Source organism: Micromonospora aurantiaca ATCC 27029 (assembly GCF_000145235.1).
In the GTDB taxonomy this organism is placed as follows: Bacteria; Actinomycetota; Actinomycetes; order Mycobacteriales; family Micromonosporaceae; genus Micromonospora; species Micromonospora aurantiaca.
On record NC_014391.1, the window covers coordinates 5,458,083 to 5,477,047 of the forward strand.

The following is an 18,965-nucleotide window of genomic DNA, read 5'->3' on the forward strand; positions in this document are numbered from 1 at the left end:
CGGGGGCAGAGACAATGGTCCCTACCCTGCTCCGGGACGCTGTGAAACAGCCAAGAACACCTATGGAAAGTGAGATGTCCCATAGGTCTGGCTGATCCTGATCACCGACCCCCGGGGCCCGCCCCGGCCGCCTGTCAGAAGCCCAGCTTGCGCAACTGCTTCGGGTCGCGCTGCCAGTCCTTCGCCACGCGTACGTGCAGGTCGAGGTAGACCCGGGTGCCGAGCAGCTCCTCGATCTGCCGCCGGGCGGTGGTGCCCACGTGCTTGAGGCGGCTGCCCCGGTGGCCGATGACGATGGCCTTCTGGCTCGAACGCTCCACGTACACGTCGGCGTAGATCTTGGTGAGGTTGCCCTCCGGGATCATCTCCTCGACCACCACGGCGATGGAGTGCGGCAGCTCGTCGCGTACGCCCTCCAGCGCCGCCTCGCGGACCAGCTCCGCCACGAGCACCTGCTCCGGGTCGTCGGTGAGCATGTCGTCCGGATAGAGCTGCGGCGAGGGCGGCAGGTAGCCGGTCATCACGTCGACGAGCGTGTCGACCTGATGGCCGGAGACCGCGCTGACCGGCACCACGTCGGCGAACTCGCCCAGCTCGCTCACCGCGAGCAACTGCTCGGCCAGCCGCTTCTTGTCGACCAGGTCGGTCTTGGTGACCACCGCCAGCACTGTTGCCTTGAGGCTGGCCAGCTCGCCGGTGATGAAGCGGTCGCCCCGGCCGACCGGCTCGTTCGCCGGTACGCACAGGCCGATCACGTCGACCTCGCTCCAGGTCTCCCGGACCAGGTCGTTGAGGCGCTCGCCGAGCAGCGTGCGGGGCCGGTGCAGACCCGGGGTGTCGACGAGCACGAGCTGCGAGTCCGGCCGGTGCAGCACCGCCCGGATGATGTGCCGGGTGGTCTGCGGCTTGTTCGAGGTGATCGCGATCTTGGTGCCGACGATCGCGTTGGTGAGCGTCGACTTGCCGGCGTTCGGCCGCCCGACGAAACAGGCGAAACCGGCCCGGTAGGGGCGCGCCTCGGGCGTGGTCACTCGACCACCGTGCCGAGGACGGTGCCGTCCGGCGCGGCCACGTGGACCGGCGCGTCGGCGGAGAGGTCACGCACCGCGGCGTGCCCGGCCCCGTCCAGCGTCGACGCCTCGGTCACCACCACAGCGGCCTCCAGCCGGCTCGCGCCCGCCGCCACCGCCGAGGCGACAGCGAGCTGGAGCGCGGTCAGGGTCAGCGACGGCAGCGCCACGCTCGCCGCCGCGTACGTCCGGCCGTCCTGGTCGCGGACCGCGGCGCCCTCCACGGCCGCCACCCGGCTCCGCGCCCCCCGGGCCAGGACGACCAGCTTGGCGTCCTCGGCGCTCAGCTCGGCCGGATCGGCGGGGGTGGGCATGGCGGCCGGTACGGCGGGTGACTCAGGCATCGGCGGGTTGCCTCTCCTCGGAACGGTTGTTGTCGCCACGGGAATCGGGCGGATCGCTTCGGTTGGTGCCCTCCGGCGCGTCACCCCGGTCGACCCGGCTCACCAGAACCGTGTCTATCCGGTTGCGCCGGCCGGTCGTGCCCTCGGCCACCAGCCGCAGGCCGGCCACCTCGGCCTCGGCGCCCGGGATGGGCACCCGGCCGAGCGCCTGGGCGAGCAGGCCACCGACCGTCTCCACCTCGTCGGTGGGCAGCTCGGTGTCGAACAGCTCGCCCAGATTCTCCACCGGCAGCCGCGCGGTCACCCGCACGGCCCCGTCCGGCAGGTGCTCGACCGGCGGGCGCTCGACATCGTACTCGTCGGTGATCTCCCCGACGATCTCCTCCAGGATGTCCTCGATGGTGACCAGCCCGCCGGTGCCGCCGTACTCGTCGACCACGATGACCAGGTGGTTGCGGGCCGCCTGCATCTCGGAGAGCAGGTCGTCCACCGGCTTGGACTCCGGCACGAACGTGGCCGGGCGCATCAGCTCGGCCACCGGCATCTGCCGGGCGGCCTGGTCGCCCTGCACCCGCCGGATCAGGTCCTTGAGGTAGAGCACACCGAGCACGTCGTCGACGTTCTCGCCGATCACCGGGATGCGGGAGAACCCGGAGCGCAGGAACAACGCCAGCGCCTGCGCGAGCGTCTTGCGTTCCTCGATCCACACCATCTCGGTACGCGGAACCATCACCTCGCGGGCGATGGTGTCGCCGAGCGCGAAGACCGAGTGGATCATCTGACGCTCGCCGTGCTCCACCACGCCGCGCTGCTCGGCCAGGTCGACCAGCTCCCGCAGCTCCACCTGGGTCGCGAACGGCCCCTCACGGAAGCCCTTGCCGGGGGTGACCGCGTTGCCGATCAGGATCAGCAGCGAGGCCAGCGGGTTGAGCGCGCGGCCCAGCCAGCGCACCAGCGGCGCGACCGCGCGGCCGACCGCGTACGCGTGCTGGCGGCCGATCGTCCGCGGGCCGACACCGACCACGACGAAGCTCACCACTGTCATCGCGCCGGCGGTCACCAGCGCCGCCCGCCAGCCCGCGCCGAACGTGTCGACAGCCACCAGCGCGACGAGCGTGGTGGCGGTCAGCTCGGCCAGCAGACGCAGCAGGAGCAGCAGGTTCAGATGACGGACCACGTCACCGGCGACCGCCTGGAGAGCACGCCCGCCGCGGGCACCGTCCCGGGTCAGCTCCGCGGCACGGGCCGGCGAGACCGCTGCGAGCGCCGCCTCGGTCATCGCGATCAGGCCGGCGAGCACCACCAGCCCGGCGGCGAAGACCAGGAGTTGAAGATCAGGCAGACCGGCGGGGGTGCGGACCGCCGCCAAGGTGTCCATCACCGCGACCGGGTCGACCGCCAGCTGGCCAGCAGCCGGGCCTGGAGACCGAACATCTCCCGCTCCTCCTCGGGCTCGGCGTGGTCGTAGCCCAGCAGGTGCAGCACGCCGTGCACGGTGAGCAGGTGCAGCTCGTCGGCGGCCGAGTGCCCGGCCACGGCGGCCTGCTTGGCCGCCACCTCCGGGCAGAGCACGATGTCGCCGAGCAGGGCGGGCTCGCCGCCGGCCGGGTTGCTCTCCCCCGGGCCGTGGTCGACGCTGCCCTCGTCCATGGGGAAGGCGAGCACGTCGGTCGGGCCGTCGCCACCCATCCAGCGGTGGTTCAGCTCCGACATGTATTCGATGTCGACGAGCAGCACGGACAGCTCGGCGAGGGGGTTGACCCCCATCTCGTCGAGGGCGTGCCGCGCGACGGCGAGCACGGCGTCGGTGTCGACGTCGACACCCGACTCGTTGGCGATCTCGATGGACAACTGTCTTCCTCTGATGATGTGACGGCTTCCGCCGGTGGGTCAGCGGCGCCGGCCGGCCCGGCCGCCCTGGGCGGTCCGCCCAGGTACGGCGTGCACGCTCTGCGCCTGCTGGGTCTCCCGCTCGGCGTCCCAGCGGGCGTACGCGTCGACGATGTCGCCCACCAGCTTGTGACGCACCACGTCGGAGCTGGAGAGCTGGGCGAAGTGCACGTCCTCGACGTTGTTCAGGATCTCCCGGACCACCCGCAGGCCGCTGGTCGTCCCGCCGGGAAGGTCCACCTGGGTGACGTCACCGGTGACGACGATCTTGGAGCCGAAGCCGAGCCGGGTGAGGAACATCTTCATCTGCTCGGGCGTGGTGTTCTGCGCCTCGTCCAGGATGATGAACGCGTCGTTAAGGGTGTTGTGAGTCACCAGGAAGTCGTCGGTGACGTAGAGCGAGTCCTCCGCCGCGACCTGGATGCACATCGTCTCCCGCACCCCGGCCGGGATGATCGAGTCGATGAACCGCATCGGCCGGCCACCGCCGTGCTCGTCGTAGAGCCGGCGCTTGCGCGACAGGCGGAACGGCGCGACACCGGCGGGTAGCCGGATCTCCACGACGTAGGCATCGGACCGGTACGGAACCGGCCGGCCCTTCGCCAGACCGGGCTTGCGTCCCTCGGCCGGACGAACCCGCGCCGTGGCCACCCCTCCGAGCGACTCGACCAGGTGGACCACGTCGTCGCACAACCGGGGGGAAGTGGTCGAGTACTGCACACGGCACGTGCGCCCGGCCTGGGTGACCGGCCCTCCGTCGGTGTCCAGCAGCCCTTGCAGGACCGCCAGCCGGACGCCCACGCTGTTGTTCTTGTAGACCTCGGGGACGAACTTCGTGCCCGAGGTGGCTCCGGCCAGCCCCAGTTCGCGGACGGCCACCGTCACCGGGTTCGCCACGATCACGCCGCCGCGGTGCCCGTTGACGTGCCGGAGGACGTAGTCGTAGTCACCCTTGCGGACCAGTTGGATGTCGACCAGCGCCTCCTCCAGTGCGGTCGCCAGCTCCGGGTCGGCGGTGGAGAAGGCGGGCGTGGCGCGGGACGAGATCGCGCCGTCGCCGAGCAGCAGCCCGAGCGCGTACGGGTCGAGCGGAACCGTCTGCGGCTCCATCTGCACCGGGGCGACGAGCGGGAGTTCGTAGCGACGGGTGTGGCCCCGCCACTCCTTGCCGATCATCTCCTGCGTCTCGATCGTGCGCCGCCGGCCGCGACGCTTGTCGTCCGGCGTGGCTACGGTCCACAGGTGCTCGCCGCAGCAGAGCGTGGACGCGCCGTCCTGGGTGGTGACCCGGTAGGTCTGCTTCGGCCCCTGCGGGTAGATGCCGATCACCGGTGTGGGCGTCCCGTTCGAGCCGATGACCAGGTCACCGACCTGGAGCGAGCCGAACGGCCGGAAGCCCTCCGGGGTCAGCACCCGGGCGTCGTACGGCTGGGCCCGCCCGCGCATGTACGCCAGCGGCGCCACCTCGATCGTGCCGGCGGCCATCAGCTTCGGGATGGTCTCCGGGTCGAGCATGTCGTGCAACGCGTCGTAGAGCGGGCGCAGGTAGGGGTCGATCTTCTCGTTCAGGGTGCCGGGCAGGAAGCCCAGCCGCTCCCCCGCCTCGACCGCCGGCCGGGTCAGGATGATCCGGTTGACCTGCTTGGCCTGGAGCGCCTGCACGGCCTTCGCCATGGCCAGGTACGTCTTGCCGGTACCCGCCGGGCCGATGCCGAAGACGATGGTGTGGGCGTCGATCGCGTCGACGTACTTCTTCTGCCCCAGCGTCTTGGGACGGATGGTGCGGCCGCGCCGGGAGAGGATGTTGAGTGTCAGGACCTCGGCGGGCCGCTCGGCGCCGCCCTGTTCGAGCATGCCGACGGTACGCCGTACCGCGTCTGTGGTCAGGGTCTCGCCTTTCTCGATCAGTTCGAGCAGCTCACTGAAGAGACGCTCGGCGAGGGCGTTGTCGGCGGGGGCGCCGGTGATGGTGATCTCGTTGCCGCGGACGTGGACGTCGCTGTCGATCGAGCGCTCGACGAGCCGCAGGATCTCGTCGCCCGCGCCGAGCAGGTTCACCATGATCTTCTGGTCGGGGACCGTGATCCTGGTCTGCACACGCGGCGTGCCGGGAGGTGGGGTGCCGGTCATAGGTCGGGCCGTCGGGCCCTGCGCCACCTGCTCTCCGCTTCTCGGGCGCCGGGCCCTGCCGGCGCGGCGTTCGGTTACCTCCATCGTATCGGGTCGGCACCGTACGCACCGCGCCCATTTCCGGTGGCCGGCGGTCAGTCGCCGGCGCGGAAGTCGTACCCGTCGAAGGTCTCCTGGGTGCGGGTGAAACGGTAGGTCGCCCAGTGCATCCGGACCACCACGCCCCGTTCGTCGCGGGTCAGCCGCAGCAGCTCCCCCACCTCGCGGCCGGAGACCGTGCGGAACACGTCCGGCCGGTCCGGCAGCGGCGCGAACACCGCCGGCGGCTTCCCGGCCGGGTCGTCCGCGCCACGTGCCCGCAGCGTCCCGTCGTGCCAGGAGAAGACGTACTCGAAGCCCTCGCCCCACCAGCGGCCCGGCACGCCGCGCAGGTGGTCCGGCGCGGGCGGGCCGGGACGCCACGGCTCGATCTCCGCCGGGTCGTGCTCGGCGGCGGCGGCGAGCAGCCGGTGTGACAGGTCGAACACCTCCACGCCGGTGCCGGACGAGCCGAGCACCGCGACGCCCATCGCCCCGGCGGTGCCCTGCCCGCCGCGCCGCCCGTAGACAGCGGCGAGGAATCCGGGCATCGCGCCGTCGTGACCCACGTGGATCACCCGGTCCGCCTGCGGGACCAGGATCAGCCCCAGCCCGAAGCCGGCCGACCAGACCGACTCGTCGGTGGGCGTGAGCGGCCAGCGCATCTCCTCGACAGTCGTCGCGGCGAGCACCGCGCCGTCCGGGTCCACCGCCGCCGGGTCGGCCAGGAACGCGGCCCAGCGGGCCATGTCCGTCGCGGTGCTCCAGAGCTGCGCGGCGGGGGCCACCGCGCCGAAGTCGGCGGGTGGTTCCGGGTGGGCCTCGTCGGAGTACGCGTCGACCAGGAACCCGGTCGCGGCCCGCTCGGTCGGGTACGGGCCGGTGGCGGTCAGCCCGAGCGGGGTGAGCACCCGGTCGGCCAGCACCTCGGCCCAGGTGCCGCCACGCAGCCGGGCGACCGCCTCGCCGAGCAGCGCCAGGCCGAGGTTGGAGTAGTGGAAGCGCCGGCCGGTGGGCAGCACCCGCTCGACCCGGGCCAGGTCGGCCAGCAGTTCGTCGACGGCCGGGGCGCGCAGGCTGTCCCACACGTCGCCGTGCGGCTCGCGTTGCAGGCCGGCGGTGTGCGACAGCAGCCGGCGTACTGTCGCGTCGCCGTGCGCGGGCAGGTCCAGGTGCCGCCCGATCGGGTCGTCCAGGTCGAGCAGGCCCTCGTCGCGGCACTGCATGACGAGCACCGCGGTGAAGGTCTTGGTGACCGAGCCGATCCGGAACACCGTCTCCGGCCCCAGCGGGGTGTCGTTGCCGGTGTCGCCCACGGCGCAGGTCCATAGCGGCCGGTCGGCCCGGTGCAGGGCGGCCGACACCGCCGGGATCCGCCCGGTGGCCTGCGCCTGGCGCACCATCCGGCCGAGCCGGTCGGAGACGTCGGTCATCGGCAGAGCATCGGGCCGAGCGGCGCGCCGCCGAGCAGGTGGGCGTGCACGTGGAAGACCTCCTGGCCGCCGTACGGGCCGGTGTTGAACATCAGCCGGAACCCGTCCACGGTCAGGCCCTCCTCCTCGGCGACCACGGCGGCGGTCTGGAGCACCTCGCCGGCCAGCTCGGGCGCACCCTGGGCCAGCGTGGCCACGTCCGCGTAGTGCTCCTTCGGGATCACCAGCACGTGGGTGGGCGCCTTCGGGTCGATGTCCCGGAAGGCCAGGGTGGTGGGGGTCTCGCGGACGATGGTGGCCGGAATCTCCCCGGCGACGATCCGGCAGAAGAGGCAGTCCATCGCAGCAGTGTAAGGAGGGGCCCCTGCTTAACGCCTCCGGTATGGGACGGGGCCCTTTTTAACAGTCTGGCCCGGTGCGGCAGGATGGCCGCCATGTCGGGACGGGCGGTGCTGGTGACGGGGGCCTCGCGGGGCATCGGGCGGGCGGTGGCGCGGGCGTTCGCCGCAGGTGGAGACCGGGTGGCGATCCACCACCGGGACTCGGCCGAGCTGGCCGAGCGGCTGCGCGCCGAGTTGCCGGGTGACGGGCACGTGGTGGTCCGCGCCGACCTGGCCGACGCCGACGCGGTACGGACCATGGTGGACGAGGCGGCCCAGCGGCTCTGCGGCCTCGACGTACTCGTGAACAACGCCGGGGTGTTCGGGCCGGCCGATCCCCCGCACCCGGTCTTCGAGAGCAGCTACGAGCAGTGGCGGGCGCGCTGGCGGGAGGTGCTCGACACCAACCTTGTCGGCGCCGCGAACGCCGCCTGGTGCGCCGCGCAGCACATGCGCGAACGCGGGGGCCGGATCGTGAACGTCTCGTCCCGGGGCGCGTTCCGGGGCGAGCCGGCCAACCCGGCTTACGGGGCCAGCAAGGCCGGGATGAACGCGATGGCCCAGTCGCTGGCGGTGGCCCTGGCGCCGTACGGCATCGCTGTGGCGTGCGTGGCGCCCGGCTTCGTCGAGACCGACATGACGAACGAGCACCTGAAGAGCGAGCGGGGCGAGGCGGTACGCGCCCAGTCCCCGTTCCACCGGGTGGCCCGGCCGGAGGAGATCGCGGCGGCGGTGCACTGGCTGGCGAGCCCCGAGGCCGAGTGGGCCGCAGGCACCATCATCGACATGAACGGCGCCTCCTACCTCCGCTCCTGACCCCCACGCCCTCCGCGATCTTGCACTTTCGGCCCCCACAAAGCGTCGAAAAAGGGGCGCAAGGCGGGCCGAAACTGCAAGATCAGCGCGCCGGGAGAACGCGGGCGGGGAACGAGGGCGCGGGTTTACCAGTGGGTCAGGCGGGTGGCCAGGACCGTCAGGGCTGCCACGCCAGCCGTGGACGTGCGCAGGACCGACGGGCCCAGGCGGACCGTACGGGCGCCCGCGTCGGCGAACGCGGCCAGCTCGTGGTCGGCGATGCCGCCCTCCGGGCCCACCACCAGCACGATCTCGCCGGTGGCCGGCAGGTCGACTGTGGTCAGCCGGTCGTGGGCACCCTCGTGCAGCACGAACGCGCCGGCCGCACCGGCGATCCGGCGGGCCACCGAGGCGGTGGACTCGTCGGGCGCGCCGGCCACCACCGGCAGCCACGGGCGGCGGGCCTGCTTGGCCGCTTCCCGGGCGGTCGCGACCCACTTCTGCCGGGCCCGTCCGCCCCGGTCGCCGCGCCACTGTGCCACCGAGCGGGACGCCGCCCACGGCACGATCTCGTCCACGCCGACCTCGGTCATCGCCTGCACGGCGAGTTCACCCCGGTCGCCCTTGGCGATGCCCTGCACCACGACGAGCCGGGGTACCGGCGCGTCCGCGTACCCCCGGCTGGTGACCCGCAGGTCGAGCGTGCCGCGGCCGACGGCGGTGACCACCGCGGCGGCGGTGCCGCCCCGGCCGTCGGCGAGCACCAGTTCCTCGCCGGCGCGCAGCCGCTGCACGGTGGCCGCGTGGTGGCCCTCCGGGCCGTCCAGCGTCAGCGTGTCACCGGTGGGCAGCGCCTCGACCAGGAACAGCGGGGCGGACACCTCAGGCGTGCCCGTTGAAGGCGTCGCGCATCCGGGAGAAGAAGCCGCCCTGCTTGGTCAGCTCGGCGACCTCCTCGCCGCGGGTCTTGGCGAAGTCGCGCAGCATCCGCTCCTGGTCGGCGTCGAGCTTGGTCGGGGTACGCACGTCCAGGTGCACGTAGAGGTCGCCCCGGCCGGTGCCGCGCAGGTGCGGTACGCCCCGGGCGCGCAGCCGCATCGTGCTTCCGGGCTGGGTGCCGGGCTTGACGTCGACCGTCTCCTCGCTGTCCAGCGTCTTGATGGTCAGCCGGGTGCCCAGCGCGGCCGCGGTCATCGGCACGGTGACCCGGCAGTGCAGGTCGTCGCCCTTGCGGGAGTAGACGTCGTGCGGCCGCTCGTGGATCTCGACGTAGAGGTCACCGGCGGTGCCGCCACCCGGCCCGACCTCACCCTGCTGGGCCAGGCGGATCCGCATGCCGTCCTCGACCCCGGCCGGGATCTTCACGGTGAGTGAGCGGCGGGTGCGCACCCGGCCGTCACCGGCGCAGGTCGGGCAGGGGTGCGGGATGGTGGTGCCGTAGCCCTGGCAGACGGTGCACGGCCGGGCGGAGACCACCTGGCCGAGGAACGTCCGCTGCACCGACTGCACCTCGCCCCGGCCGCCGCACGCCTCGCAGGTGGCCAGGTGGGTGCCGGCGGCGGTGCCGGCGCCGGAGCAGGTGGTGCAGAGCACGGCGGTGTCGACGGTGATCGGCGCCTCGACGCCGAACGCGGTCTCGTTGAGGTCCAGCTCCAGGCGCAGGATCGCGTCCGCACCGGGGCGGGTACGCGGACGCGGCCCCCGGCTGCCGCCCGCGGCGCCGCCGAAGAACGCGTCCATGATGTCCTGGAAGCCGACGAACGGACCGGCGCCGCCCGGGCCGCCGGGACCGCCCATGCCGCCGCCGCCCGGGGCGAGCGGGTCGCCACCCAGGTCGACGATCTGCCGCTTCCGGTCGTCCGAGAGGACCTCGTACGCGGCGTTGATGTCCTTGAACTTCTCCTGGGCCTCCGGGTCCGGATTGACGTCCGGGTGGAACTGCCGCGCCAGCTTGCGGTAGGCGCGCTTGATCTCGTCGTCGGAGGCGTCCCGGCTCACGCCGAGAATGCCGTAGTAGTCCCTGGCCACTGCGTTAGGTGTCCTCATGTTCGTCTCGCGTCGCTCCGGTCGTCGGCCGGAACCGGCCGTCGGCCCTGACTGGTCAGTTCTGGGCCAGCAGTTCGCCCACGTAGCGTGCCACGGCCCTCACCATGGCGATATTGCCGGGGTAGTCCATCCGGGTCGGCCCGAGCACGCCGAGTCCACCGACGATCGTGCTGCCCGGTCCGTAGCCGGTGCTGACCACCGAGGCGGCCCGCAGGTTGTCGAATTCGTTCTCGTCGCCGATGAGCACCCGGGTGGTGCTCGGCTCCGTCTCACCGATCAGCTTGAGCAGCACGACCTCTTCTTCGAGCGCTTCCAGGATGGGCCGCAGCGAGCCCTGGAAGTCGAGCAGGCCGCCCCGGGTGAGGTTGGCCTGTCCGGCCAGCGCGAGGCGCTCCTCGTGCCGTTCCACGAGCGTCTCCAGCAGCACGGTGGAGAGCGTGGTCATGGCCGGGCGCAGATGCGGCGCGGACTCCTCGACGAGCGCCTGCACCAGCGGCGGCGTCTCGGCGAGCTGGCTGCCGACGAGCTTCTCGTTCACCAGCCGGCGCAGGTCGGTCACGTCGTCGGCGGGCACCGGGGCGGGCAGCTCGACCAGCCGCTGCTCGACCCGGCCGGTGTCGGCGATCATGACGACCATGAGCCGGGTGGTGGAGATCGGCACCAGCTCCAGGTGGCGCACCTTGGAGCGGGCCAGGCTCGGGTACTGCACCACTGCCACCTGCCGGGTGAGCTGGGCGAGCAGCCGGACCGTGCGGTGCACCACGTCGTCCAGGTCGACGGCGCCGACCAGGAAGCGCTCGATCGCCCGGCGCTCGGCCGGGCTGAGCGGCTTGACCCGGGACAGCCGGTCGACGAAGAGGCGGTAGCCGCGGTCGGTGGGCACCCGGCCGGCACTGGTGTGCGGCTGCCGGATGTAGCCCTCCTCCTCCAGCACCGCCATGTCGTTGCGCACGGTGGCCGGCGAGACGCCGAGCTGGTGCCGCTCGACCAGGGCCTTGCTGCCGACCGGTTCCTGCGTGGCGACGTAGTCCTCGACGATCGCGCGCAGCACGGCGAGTTTGCGGTCGTCGAGACCCATTCCCCACCTCCTGACGCACCTCGGCCGGGCCGGCACGCGGCATCCGCCGGGCGGCTGGCACTCGACTGTAGCGAGTGCCAGTCTACGTCGGCACCCCCGCCGGCGCGATGATCGCCCGACGGACCTGCGGTGCGGCCCACCACACAGCGCCGCCCACCAGGGCCGAACAGCCGGTCATCGTCGGTCTGTGTCGCTCTGGTGCGAGTTGACCGGTGCCCCTACCGTGGCGACCATGACAGAACCTCCTCGCCCTCCAGGGGCAGGGGACTCCGGCCCCCAGCCCGACCCGTCGGCGCCCTACGGCTCGTCGCCGGGCAGCGAACCGCCCACCGCTCCACTGTCCGGGGCGCCGGGCGCCGGCGGGTATCCCCCGCCCGGTGACTATCCGCCTCCGGGCGGCTACCCGCCCCCGGTGGTTACCCTCCGCCGGGCGGCACGCCCGGCTACGGCGCCGGCTACCCCGCCGGTGGCGGGTACGGCCCCGCCGCGTACGCCAACAACGACGAGAAGACGTGGGCCCTGGTGGCGCACTTCGGTGGCGCCGCGGGTGTCATCGTCGGCGGCGGTCTGCTCGGCTGGGTCGCCCCGCTGATCGCGATGATGACCCGCGGTCAGCAGTCGCCGACGGTCCGCGCCCACGCGGTCGCGGCGCTGAACTTCCAGATCACCTGGACCATCGCCAGCGTGCTCGCCTGGGTGATCACGGTCATCACCTGCGGGATCCTGTTCTTCGTCCCGATGCTGGTCTGGCTGGTGCCGCTGATCTTCGGAATCATCGGCGGGGTCAAGGCCAACGAGGGTGTGCTCTACCGCTACCCGATGACCTACAACTTCATCAAGTGACACCGCCGGCCGGCCGAGGGGGCGGCCGGCCGGTGCCGGTCACGGCAGCAGGTCGCGTACCACCGCGTCGGCCAGCAGCCGGCCGCGCAGCGTCAGCACCACAAGCCCTCGCGCGTACGCCCCGGCGTCGAGCAGCCCGGCGTCCCGGGCCCGCTCGGCGCCCGCCCGGCCGGGCTCGTCCAGCACGTCCAGCGGCAGCCCGGAGGCGAGCCGCACCCGCAGCATCACGTCCTCCATGTGCTGCTCGTCCGGGGTGAGCTGCTCCCGGGCCAGCGCGGGCGAGGCGCCCTCGGCCAGCCGGGCCGCGTACGCGCTCGGGTGCTTGACGTTCCACCACCGCACGCCGCCGACGTGGCTGTGCGCCCCCGGGCCCAGGCCCCACCAGTCGGCGCCGGTCCAGTAGAGCAGGTTGTGCCGGCACGCCGCCGCCGCCGACCGGGCCCAGTTCGACACCTCGTACCAGGAGAAGCCGGCCTCGCCGAGCGCGGCCTCCGCAGCCAGGTAGCGGTCCGCCGCCACGTCGTCGGAGGGGTACGGCAGCTCGCCGCGGCGCATCCGCGCGGCCAGCCGGGTGCCGTCCTCCACGATCAGGGCGTACGCGCTGACGTGGTCCACGCCCGCGTCGACCACCTGGGCCAGCGAGGCGGCGAAGTCGTCTGCGGTCTCGCCCGGCGTGCCGTAGATCAGGTCCAGGTTCACGTGCTCGAACCCGGCGTCGCGCGCCTCCAGCGCGGCGGCGGTGGCCCGGCCCGCGCTGTGCCGCCGGTCCAGCACCGCGAGCACCCCCGGCGCGGCGGACTGCATGCCGAGCGAGATCCGGGTGTACCCGGCGGCCCGCAGCGTCTTGAGCGACTCCGGGCTCACCGACTCGGGGTTGGCCTCGGTGGTCACCTCGGCGTCGGCGGCCAGCCCCCAGACGCGGTCGATGCCGTCGAGGATCCGGGCCAGGTCGTCGGCGGGCAGCAGGGTGGGCGTGCCGCCGCCGACGAAGACCGTGTCGACCCGGGGTGGCGGCGAGTCGCCCAGCACCCGGGCGGCCAGCGCCAGTTCGGCCAGCACCGAGTCGGCGTACGTCTCCCGGCTCGCCCCGCCGCCCAGCTCCGAGGCGGTGTACGTGTTGAAGTCGCAGTAACCGCACCGGCTGGCGCAGAACGGGACGTGGACGTACACGCCGAAGCCGCGCGCGCCGACGGCGCGACGGGCGGTGGCGGGCAGCGATCCGTCGCGCGGGACGGGTTCGCCTTCTGGAAGGACGCCGGGCATGGCCACTAGTGTGCCCGGCATGACCTCTCCGGACGCTCTCGTGCGAGTCGCCACGGCCCGTGGGGTGACCACCCTCACCCTGGACAGCCCGCACAATCGCAACGCGCTCTCGACGCCCCTGATGACCCAGCTGCTGGCCGGGCTGGCCGACGCGGTCGCCGACGACGCGGTACGCGCGATCGTGCTCGACCACACCGGCCCGGTCTTCTGCTCCGGCGCCGACCTGAAGGAGACAGCCGCCGCGTACGCCAGCGGCACGGTGCCCGCCGGGATGCTCGGCGACGTGCTGGTGGCGGTGCGGGAGTGCCCGAAGCCGGTGGTGGCGAAGGTGGCCGGGCCGGCCCGGGCCGGCGGGCTGGGCCTGATCGCCGCCGCCGACCTGGCGGTCTGCGCGCAGGAGGCGACGTTCGCGTTCACCGAGGTGCGGATCGGCGTGATCCCGGCGGTGATCTCGGCGACCGTGCTGCCCCGGCTGGGCCAGCGGGCCGCCGCCGAGCTGTACCTGACCGGCGACACGTTCGACGGCCGCCGCGCCGCCGAGATCGGCCTGGTCACCGCAGCGGTGCCGGCCGACGAGCTGGACGCCGCCGTCGAGCGCTACTGCGCCTCGCTGGTGAAGGGCGCCCCGGGGGCGCTGGCCGGGGCGAAGGAGCTGCTGCGCCGGCCCGCCGGTCCCGACCTGCGGGCCGAGATCGCCGAGTTGGCCGCCCTGTCGACCGGGTACTTCCTCTCCGACGAGGGACGCGAGGGCGTCATGGCGTTCCGGGAGAAGCGTCCCGCCGCCTGGGTGCCCGCCGGAGACTGAGGTTCGCGGCGGGCCCCGCGGGAGCCCCATTGCGGCCGAGGTGGGGCCCGCCGGTCGGCCGAGACCCGCCGTGGCGGGTGGGACGTACGCTTGTCGGACTGTCGGGACAGGGGGTGCGGGTGCGGACGCGAGCGGCGATCGTGGCATCTGGGGTGGCGGTGTGCGTGCTGGCACTGCTCGCGGTCTACGTCGTGACCAAGCAGTTCGGCGAGCACCTGCGGCTCCCCCTGGCCAGCCGGACCTGCACCGTGAAGGCCGACGGCGAGGTGGTGCTCGGCGCCGACCAGATGGCGAACGCGGCCACCATCGCGGCCATCGGGATGCAGCGCCGGATGCCCGAGCGGGCGGTGGTGGTGGCGCTGGCGACCGCCTACCAGGAGTCGCACCTGCGCAACATCGCCCACGGCGACCGCGACTCGCTCGGTCTGTTCCAGCAGCGCCCGAGCCAGGGCTGGGGCAGCCCGGAGGAGATCCAGGACCCGCGGTACGCGGCGAACAAGTTCTACGCCGCGCTGAAGAAGGTCAAGGGCTGGGAGCGGATGCGGATCACCGACGCCGCCCAGCGGGTGCAGCGGTCGGCGTTCCCCGAGGCGTACCAGAAGTGGGCGGACGAGTCGGAGGTCCTCACCCGCGCGTTGCTCGGCCACGCGACCGGCGCGGTGGCCTGCACGGTCAGCTCGCCGCCGACGATGCGCGGGCCGGCTGCCGCCAACGCCGTGCTGGAGAGCCTGTCGCTGGACTGGGGGCTGCCCCGGCTGGCCACTGCGACGGACCTGACCGCGCTCACCGTGCCGGCGGGCGACGACCGCAACGGCTGGCGGTACGCGCACTGGCTGGTCTCGCACGCCGACGATCACGGCGTGAAGAAGGTCCGCTTCGGCAACCTGGAGTGGACCGCCGCGCAGGGCTCCTGGGCCCGGGTGAAGGGCGACCCGGCCACCGAGGTGCGGGCCGAGGTGTTCGCCGCGGCCTGACCGGCCCGCCGGGTCAGCCCTTCACGGCTCCCGCGACGAGGCCGGAGACCATCCGGCGCTGCACCAGCAGGAAGAAGACGATCACCGGCAGGGTGAACAGCGTGGACGCCGCCATCACCGAGCCCCAGGCGGTGTCGTCCCGGCCGAAGAAGAACGTCATGGCCACCGGCAGCGTGTACTTCTGCTGGTCGTTGATGAAGGTCAGCGCGAAGATCAGCTCGTTCCACGCGGTGATGAACGAGAAGATGCTGGTGGCGACCAGGCCGGGCGCGACGAGCGGGAACAGCACCTTGCGGAACGTCTGGGCCCGGCTGGCGCCGTCGATGGCGGCGGCCTCCTCCAGTTCCTTCGGCACCGCGGCGACGAAGCCGCGCAGCATCCAGACCGCGAACGGCAGCGAGAAGCCGAGGTACGTGAGGATCAGGCTGGGCAGCGTGTTGTAGAGGCCGAGCCGCTGGATCATCAGGAACAGCGGGATGACCAGCGCCTCCAGCGGGATCATCTGCACCACCAGCAGCATGATCAGGAACGTGGTGCGCAGCTTGAACCGGAACCGGGCCACAGCGGTCGCGGCGAGCAGCGCGACCAGCCCGCTCAGCAGCACCGTCGCCAGCGCGACGAGGGCGCTGTTGAGGAAGAAGTCGGCGAACGTGACGCCCGGGATCAGGTTGCCGGTGAGGATCTCCCGGTAGTGCTCCAGCGTCGGCTCCGCCGGCACCGGCCGGGGGGTGGACGAGAAGATCTCCCGGTTGGGCTTCAGCGAGGTCGCCACCATCCAGTAGACCGGGAACGCGGCGAAGAGCGCGACCAGCAGGCCCGCGCCGTTGAGGGCGATCTTCTTCATCATTCGTCCTCCTGCCGCAGCACCATGCGGACGTACAGGGCGGTCACCACGAGCAGGATCACGGTGAGGATGACCGCGATGGCCGAGCCGAGGCCGTACTTGGGCGGTGGTGAGAACGCCTCCGCGTACGAGTAGATCGACAGCATGAACGTGGACCGGTCCTGGGTGCCGCCGGCCAGCACGAACTGCTGGGTGAAGACCTTGAAGTCCCAGATCGTGGAGAGCACCACGAGGATGCCGAAGACCGGCCGCAGGACCGGGAACGTCACCGACCAGAAGACCTTCCACGGCCCGGCGCCGTCGACCCGGGCCGCCTCCTGCAACTCCGTCGGCACGCTCTTGAGCCCGGCCAGGACGCTCACCGCGATGAACGGGAACGAGTGCCAGACCACCACGAGCGTCAGGATGGCGAAGAACAGCAGCGGGTCGTTGAACCAGCCGTACCCGGTCCAGTCGCTGCGCCCGAACAGCGCCGTCGAGAGCCCGTCCGGGAGCTTGTTGAACAGCCAGGTGACCAGGCCGCTCGTGTCGTCGAAGATCCACTTCCAGACGATGGTGCCGGTCAGCGCCGGGGTGGCCCAGGCGAGCATCACGCAGCTCGCCACGAACGTGGCCATCTTCTTGCCCAGGCGGTTGAGCAGCAGCCCGACCAGCGTGCCGAGGATCATCGTGAGCGCCACGTTGGCGAGCGCGAACAGCACCGTGTTGCGCAGCACCGTACGGAAGAACGGGTCGCCGAGGATCTGCGCGTAGTTGGCCAGGCCGACCCACGGCCACTCGCGGTCGCCGCGCAACTGCCGGACGCTGTCCAGCTTGTGGAAGGACATCCACACGACCTGGCCGAGCGGCCAGAGCAGCAACACGGCGATGATCGCCAGGCAGGGCAGGAGGAGCAGGTACGGAAGGTGGTCCACCCGGCGACGGCGCCGCCGCGCGGGGGTCTCCCGCGCGGCGGCCTCGCCGGTGGCCTCGGTCAGCGTGGTCACTTGGCGTTGAGGATGCTTTCCATCTCGGTGGCCGCGTCGGCGGTGGCCTTCTCGACCGTCTTCTGGCCCTTGATGACCGAGCTGTTCATCGCCTGGGTCACCGTCTTGGTCCGGCTGACCTCGACCCACTTCGGGGTGAGCGGGGTCAGCTTGGTGTTCTGGATGGCGGTGGCGAACGCGGCCATCACCTTGTCACTGGCGTAGTCGCCGCTGCTCACCAGATCCTGGTAGACCGGGAAGAAGCCGAGGCTGCTGGCGAACTCCTTGTCCTTCTGCTTGCTCAGCAGCACGGTCATGTAGTCCCAGGCCAGCGCCTGCCGCTCGCTGTCCTTCCAGATGGCGATGTCGGAGCCGCCGGCGAACGCCGGGGCGGGCTTGCCGTCCGGGCCGGGGATCGGGAACGTACCCCACACCTTCTCGATGTCGGGGTTGTCCTTCTTCATCGCGCCGCCCTGCCAGCTACCGGCGAACGCCATGGCGGCCTTGCCGGTGGCGAACTGGGTACGGGCGTCGACCTCGTTCCACCCGGCGGCGGCCGGCGGGGCGACCTTGTGCACTGTCACCAGGTCGGTCCAGAACTTGACCGCCTTCTGCGCCTCGGGGGTGTTGTAGCCGGACTTCCAGCTGTCACCCTCCTTGGTCGCGATCTCCCCGCCGGCACCCCAGAGGAAGGAGTAGAACGGCAGCTCGGAGTTGCCGGGCAGGGCGATGCCGTAGGTGCCCGGCTTCTTGGCCTGCACGGCCTTCGCGGCGGCGACCATCTCGTCCCAGTTCGTCGGCGTCTTCACGCCCGCCTCGGCGAACCAGTCGGTGCGGTAGTAGACGGCGCGCACGCCGGCGTACCACGGCACGCCGTACTGCTTGCCGTCGAGCTGGGCGTTCTTGACCAGGTCGGGCAGGATGTCCTTGCCCTCGGACCAGCCGTTGAACTTGTCCGAGACGTCGGCCAGGGCCTCCTGCGCGGCCCAGCCCTGGGTCTCGGTGTTGCCCAGCTCGGTGACGTCCGGGCCCTCCCCGCCGGCGAGCGCGGCCTGGAACTTCTTCGGCGCCTCGAGCCAGGGGATGTACTGCACCACGACGTCGGTCTCGGGGTGCTTCTTCTTGAACTCCGCCTCGACGCTGTCGAGGAACTTGGTCTGGGCGTCGCCGCCCTCACCCATCATCCACACAGTGAGCTTGCTGTTGTCGGCGGCCTTGTCGTCGTCGCCGGAGCCACCGCATGCGGTCAGCACCAACGCGGCCGACGCCACGATGGCGGTGACCGGAGCCAGCCGCTTCCACCTGTTCACGCCATATCTCCCTCAGGGCCGTTTGGCACTAACCTTCTCCGCCGCACCTTAGTAGGAAAATTTCCTTTACAACAGGGGGTGTTCGTGACGGAGGGCACAGGCGACCGTATCGCAGCCGGAGGCCCGGCCGACATCGATGCCGTCCGGGCAGTTCAGGGCTCACATACGCCGACGGGCGCCCGGCCGGTGAGGCCGGGCGCCCGTCGAGGCGCGTGGTGCGGGGTCAGTAGCGCGAGACGCCGCGGCGACGGCCGACGCCGGCCACCAGGGCCACGCCGATCGCGGCGAAGAGCACCTGCAGCATCAGCTCGCGCCAGTCGATACCGGCGGTCTCGGCGAAGCCGGAGGCCCGGGCCACGATCGTGCCCAGAAGCGCGGCGCCGACACCGATCAGCATGTGCAGCCAGATCGGCATGTTCTGACGGCCCGGCACGACCAGCCGGCCCAGCGCGCCGACGATCAGACCAACGACCAGCGCGGTGATGATGCCCCAAACGGTGAGCTCCATGGTCGCCCTCCTCCTTAAGATCCGGTCACACGTTTTTGTGTGTTCACTGTCGTGATCGCTAAGTTCCCGACCGCCCGGAAATCCAAACCGACTCCGATGACGAATTGTGCAGACGTACCCTGACCTGCTGCTTCTCCCCGAAACCCGGCGCGGCGGGCGGTCCCGGCACACCGACGGGGTTCAATGCCTCGAATACGCCGACGGGCGCC

General features: G+C 72.0%; 18 protein-coding genes and 3 pseudogenes. 4 read left to right on the plus strand and 17 right to left on the minus strand.

Translation table 11 applies throughout. The annotated features are described in order from the left end of the window. Positions 1 to 134: 134 nt before the first annotated feature. The 9 genes and pseudogenes from era to MICAU_RS24155 all read right to left on the minus strand — a co-directional run bounded on the left by era (position 135) and on the right by MICAU_RS24155 (position 7,286). Positions 135 to 1,031: a GTPase Era gene (gene era / locus MICAU_RS24125; protein WP_013287965.1), complete on the minus strand. Its 897-nt coding sequence runs from the start codon at positions 1,029 to 1,031 to the stop codon at positions 135 to 137. Next, positions 1,028 to 1,414, minus strand: a complete 387-nt coding sequence (locus MICAU_RS24130) for a hypothetical protein (protein WP_013287966.1) — start codon at positions 1,412 to 1,414, stop codon at positions 1,028 to 1,030. The genes era and MICAU_RS24130 overlap by 4 nt, the downstream gene beginning before the upstream one ends. Continuing rightward, a complete protein-coding gene (locus MICAU_RS24135; protein WP_174361814.1) occupies positions 1,407 to 2,816 on the minus strand; it encodes a hemolysin family protein in 1,410 nt (469 codons plus the stop codon). Before MICAU_RS24135 ends, MICAU_RS24130 begins: the two co-directional genes overlap by 8 nt. Next, on the minus strand, positions 2,792 to 3,265 hold the full coding sequence (gene ybeY / locus MICAU_RS24140; protein ID WP_013287968.1) for an rRNA maturation RNase YbeY: 474 nt from the start codon (positions 3,263 to 3,265) through the stop codon (positions 2,792 to 2,794). Before ybeY ends, MICAU_RS24135 begins: the two co-directional genes overlap by 25 nt. Before the next feature lie 39 nt (positions 3,266 to 3,304). Continuing rightward, a pseudogene (locus MICAU_RS33220) lies at positions 3,305 to 3,667 on the minus strand (PhoH family protein); the annotation flags it as partial. Between the two features lie 264 nt (positions 3,668 to 3,931). Continuing rightward, a pseudogene (locus MICAU_RS33585) lies at positions 3,932 to 4,750 on the minus strand (LAGLIDADG family homing endonuclease); the annotation flags it as partial. Continuing rightward, positions 4,739 to 5,434, minus strand: a pseudogene (locus MICAU_RS33230) (PhoH family protein); the annotation flags it as partial. The pseudogenes MICAU_RS33585 and MICAU_RS33230, both read right to left, overlap by 12 nt. Positions 5,435 to 5,568: 134 nt before the next feature. After that, on the minus strand, positions 5,569 to 6,945 hold the full coding sequence (locus MICAU_RS24150; protein WP_013287970.1) for a serine hydrolase domain-containing protein: 1,377 nt from the start codon (positions 6,943 to 6,945) through the stop codon (positions 5,569 to 5,571). Then, positions 6,942 to 7,286, minus strand: a complete 345-nt coding sequence (locus MICAU_RS24155) for a histidine triad nucleotide-binding protein (RefSeq protein WP_013287971.1) — start codon at positions 7,284 to 7,286, stop codon at positions 6,942 to 6,944. Before MICAU_RS24155 ends, MICAU_RS24150 begins: the two co-directional genes overlap by 4 nt. Positions 7,287 to 7,379: 93 nt before the next feature. On the opposite strand from MICAU_RS24155, the gene MICAU_RS24160 reads away from it, so the two are divergent. Then, positions 7,380 to 8,141, plus strand: a complete 762-nt coding sequence (locus MICAU_RS24160) for an SDR family NAD(P)-dependent oxidoreductase (RefSeq protein WP_013287972.1) — start codon at positions 7,380 to 7,382, stop codon at positions 8,139 to 8,141. Between the two features lie 125 nt (positions 8,142 to 8,266). On the opposite strand, the gene MICAU_RS24165 is transcribed toward MICAU_RS24160, so the two are convergent. From MICAU_RS24165 to hrcA, 3 genes are all read right to left on the minus strand, one after another. Continuing rightward, positions 8,267 to 9,001, minus strand: a complete 735-nt coding sequence (locus MICAU_RS24165) for a 16S rRNA (uracil(1498)-N(3))-methyltransferase (protein WP_013287973.1) — start codon at positions 8,999 to 9,001, stop codon at positions 8,267 to 8,269. 1 nt (position 9,002) lies between these two features. Further along, positions 9,003 to 10,148 (minus strand): molecular chaperone DnaJ, encoded by a 1,146-nt coding sequence (dnaJ, locus tag MICAU_RS24170; protein ID WP_030274641.1) that lies wholly within the window; start codon positions 10,146 to 10,148, stop codon positions 9,003 to 9,005. Between the two features lie 73 nt (positions 10,149 to 10,221). Further along, positions 10,222 to 11,244, minus strand: a complete 1,023-nt coding sequence (gene hrcA, locus MICAU_RS24175; RefSeq protein ID WP_013287975.1) for a heat-inducible transcriptional repressor HrcA — start codon at positions 11,242 to 11,244, stop codon at positions 10,222 to 10,224. A 522-nt stretch (positions 11,245 to 11,766) separates the two neighbouring features. Here hrcA and MICAU_RS33235 point away from each other — a divergent pair. Continuing rightward, the gene (locus MICAU_RS33235) at positions 11,767 to 12,087 is read left to right on the plus strand and encodes a DUF4870 domain-containing protein (protein ID WP_013287976.1); all 321 of its coding nucleotides are present in this window, start codon (positions 11,767 to 11,769) and stop codon (positions 12,085 to 12,087) included. A 39-nt stretch (positions 12,088 to 12,126) separates the two neighbouring features. Here the strand turns inward: MICAU_RS33235 and hemW are convergent, their stop codons facing one another. Then, the gene (gene hemW, locus MICAU_RS24185; protein ID WP_174361734.1) at positions 12,127 to 13,350 is read right to left on the minus strand and encodes a radical SAM family heme chaperone HemW; all 1,224 of its coding nucleotides are present in this window, start codon (positions 13,348 to 13,350) and stop codon (positions 12,127 to 12,129) included. 19 nt (positions 13,351 to 13,369) lie between these two features. Here hemW and MICAU_RS24190 point away from each other — a divergent pair, with 19 nt between their 5' ends. Both MICAU_RS24190 and MICAU_RS24195 read left to right on the plus strand, forming a co-directional pair. Next, on the plus strand, positions 13,370 to 14,155 hold the full coding sequence (locus MICAU_RS24190; protein WP_013287978.1) for an enoyl-CoA hydratase-related protein: 786 nt from the start codon (positions 13,370 to 13,372) through the stop codon (positions 14,153 to 14,155). Between the two features lie 113 nt (positions 14,156 to 14,268). Beyond that, positions 14,269 to 15,129 carry a hypothetical protein gene (locus MICAU_RS24195; RefSeq protein ID WP_174361735.1) on the plus strand — a complete coding sequence of 287 codons (861 nt, stop codon included), beginning with the start codon at positions 14,269 to 14,271 and terminating at the stop codon, positions 15,127 to 15,129. A gap of 13 nt (positions 15,130 to 15,142) precedes the next feature. Here the strand turns inward: MICAU_RS24195 and MICAU_RS24200 are convergent, their stop codons facing one another. From MICAU_RS24200 to MICAU_RS24215, 4 genes are all read right to left on the minus strand, one after another. Then, positions 15,143 to 15,976, minus strand: a complete 834-nt coding sequence (locus tag MICAU_RS24200) for a carbohydrate ABC transporter permease (protein WP_013287980.1) — start codon at positions 15,974 to 15,976, stop codon at positions 15,143 to 15,145. Then, entirely contained in the window at positions 15,973 to 16,959 is a 987-nt protein-coding gene (locus MICAU_RS24205; RefSeq protein ID WP_013287981.1) for a carbohydrate ABC transporter permease, read from the minus strand. The genes MICAU_RS24200 and MICAU_RS24205 overlap by 4 nt, the downstream gene beginning before the upstream one ends. Next, positions 16,956 to 18,248 (minus strand): sugar ABC transporter substrate-binding protein, encoded by a 1,293-nt coding sequence (locus tag MICAU_RS24210; RefSeq protein ID WP_013287982.1) that lies wholly within the window; start codon positions 18,246 to 18,248, stop codon positions 16,956 to 16,958. The genes MICAU_RS24205 and MICAU_RS24210 overlap by 4 nt, the downstream gene beginning before the upstream one ends. A gap of 223 nt (positions 18,249 to 18,471) precedes the next feature. Continuing rightward, complete coding sequence (locus MICAU_RS24215) at positions 18,472 to 18,756, minus strand: GlsB/YeaQ/YmgE family stress response membrane protein (protein ID WP_013287983.1); 285 nt, start codon at positions 18,754 to 18,756, stop codon at positions 18,472 to 18,474. Between the last annotated feature and the right edge of the window lie 209 nt (positions 18,757 to 18,965).

Coding starts and splice junctions, on each gene's coding strand:
- MICAU_RS24200 (WP_013287980.1), bottom strand. CDS start 15,976: ATGATGAAGAAGATCGCCCTCAACGGCGCGGGCCTGCTGGTCGCGCTC.
- MICAU_RS24160 (WP_013287972.1), top strand. CDS start 7,380: ATGTCGGGACGGGCGGTGCTGGTGACGGGGGCCTCGCGGGGCATCGGG.
- MICAU_RS24190 (WP_013287978.1), top strand. CDS start 13,370: ATGACCTCTCCGGACGCTCTCGTGCGAGTCGCCACGGCCCGTGGGGTG.
- MICAU_RS24130 (WP_013287966.1), bottom strand. CDS start 1,414: ATGCCTGAGTCACCCGCCGTACCGGCCGCCATGCCCACCCCCGCCGAT.
- MICAU_RS24155 (WP_013287971.1), bottom strand. CDS start 7,286: ATGGACTGCCTCTTCTGCCGGATCGTCGCCGGGGAGATTCCGGCCACC.
- hemW (WP_174361734.1), bottom strand. CDS start 13,350: ATGCCCGGCGTCCTTCCAGAAGGCGAACCCGTCCCGCGCGACGGATCG.
- MICAU_RS24215 (WP_013287983.1), bottom strand. CDS start 18,756: ATGGAGCTCACCGTTTGGGGCATCATCACCGCGCTGGTCGTTGGTCTG.
- MICAU_RS24150 (WP_013287970.1), bottom strand. CDS start 6,945: ATGACCGACGTCTCCGACCGGCTCGGCCGGATGGTGCGCCAGGCGCAG.
- hrcA (WP_013287975.1), bottom strand. CDS start 11,244: ATGGGTCTCGACGACCGCAAACTCGCCGTGCTGCGCGCGATCGTCGAG.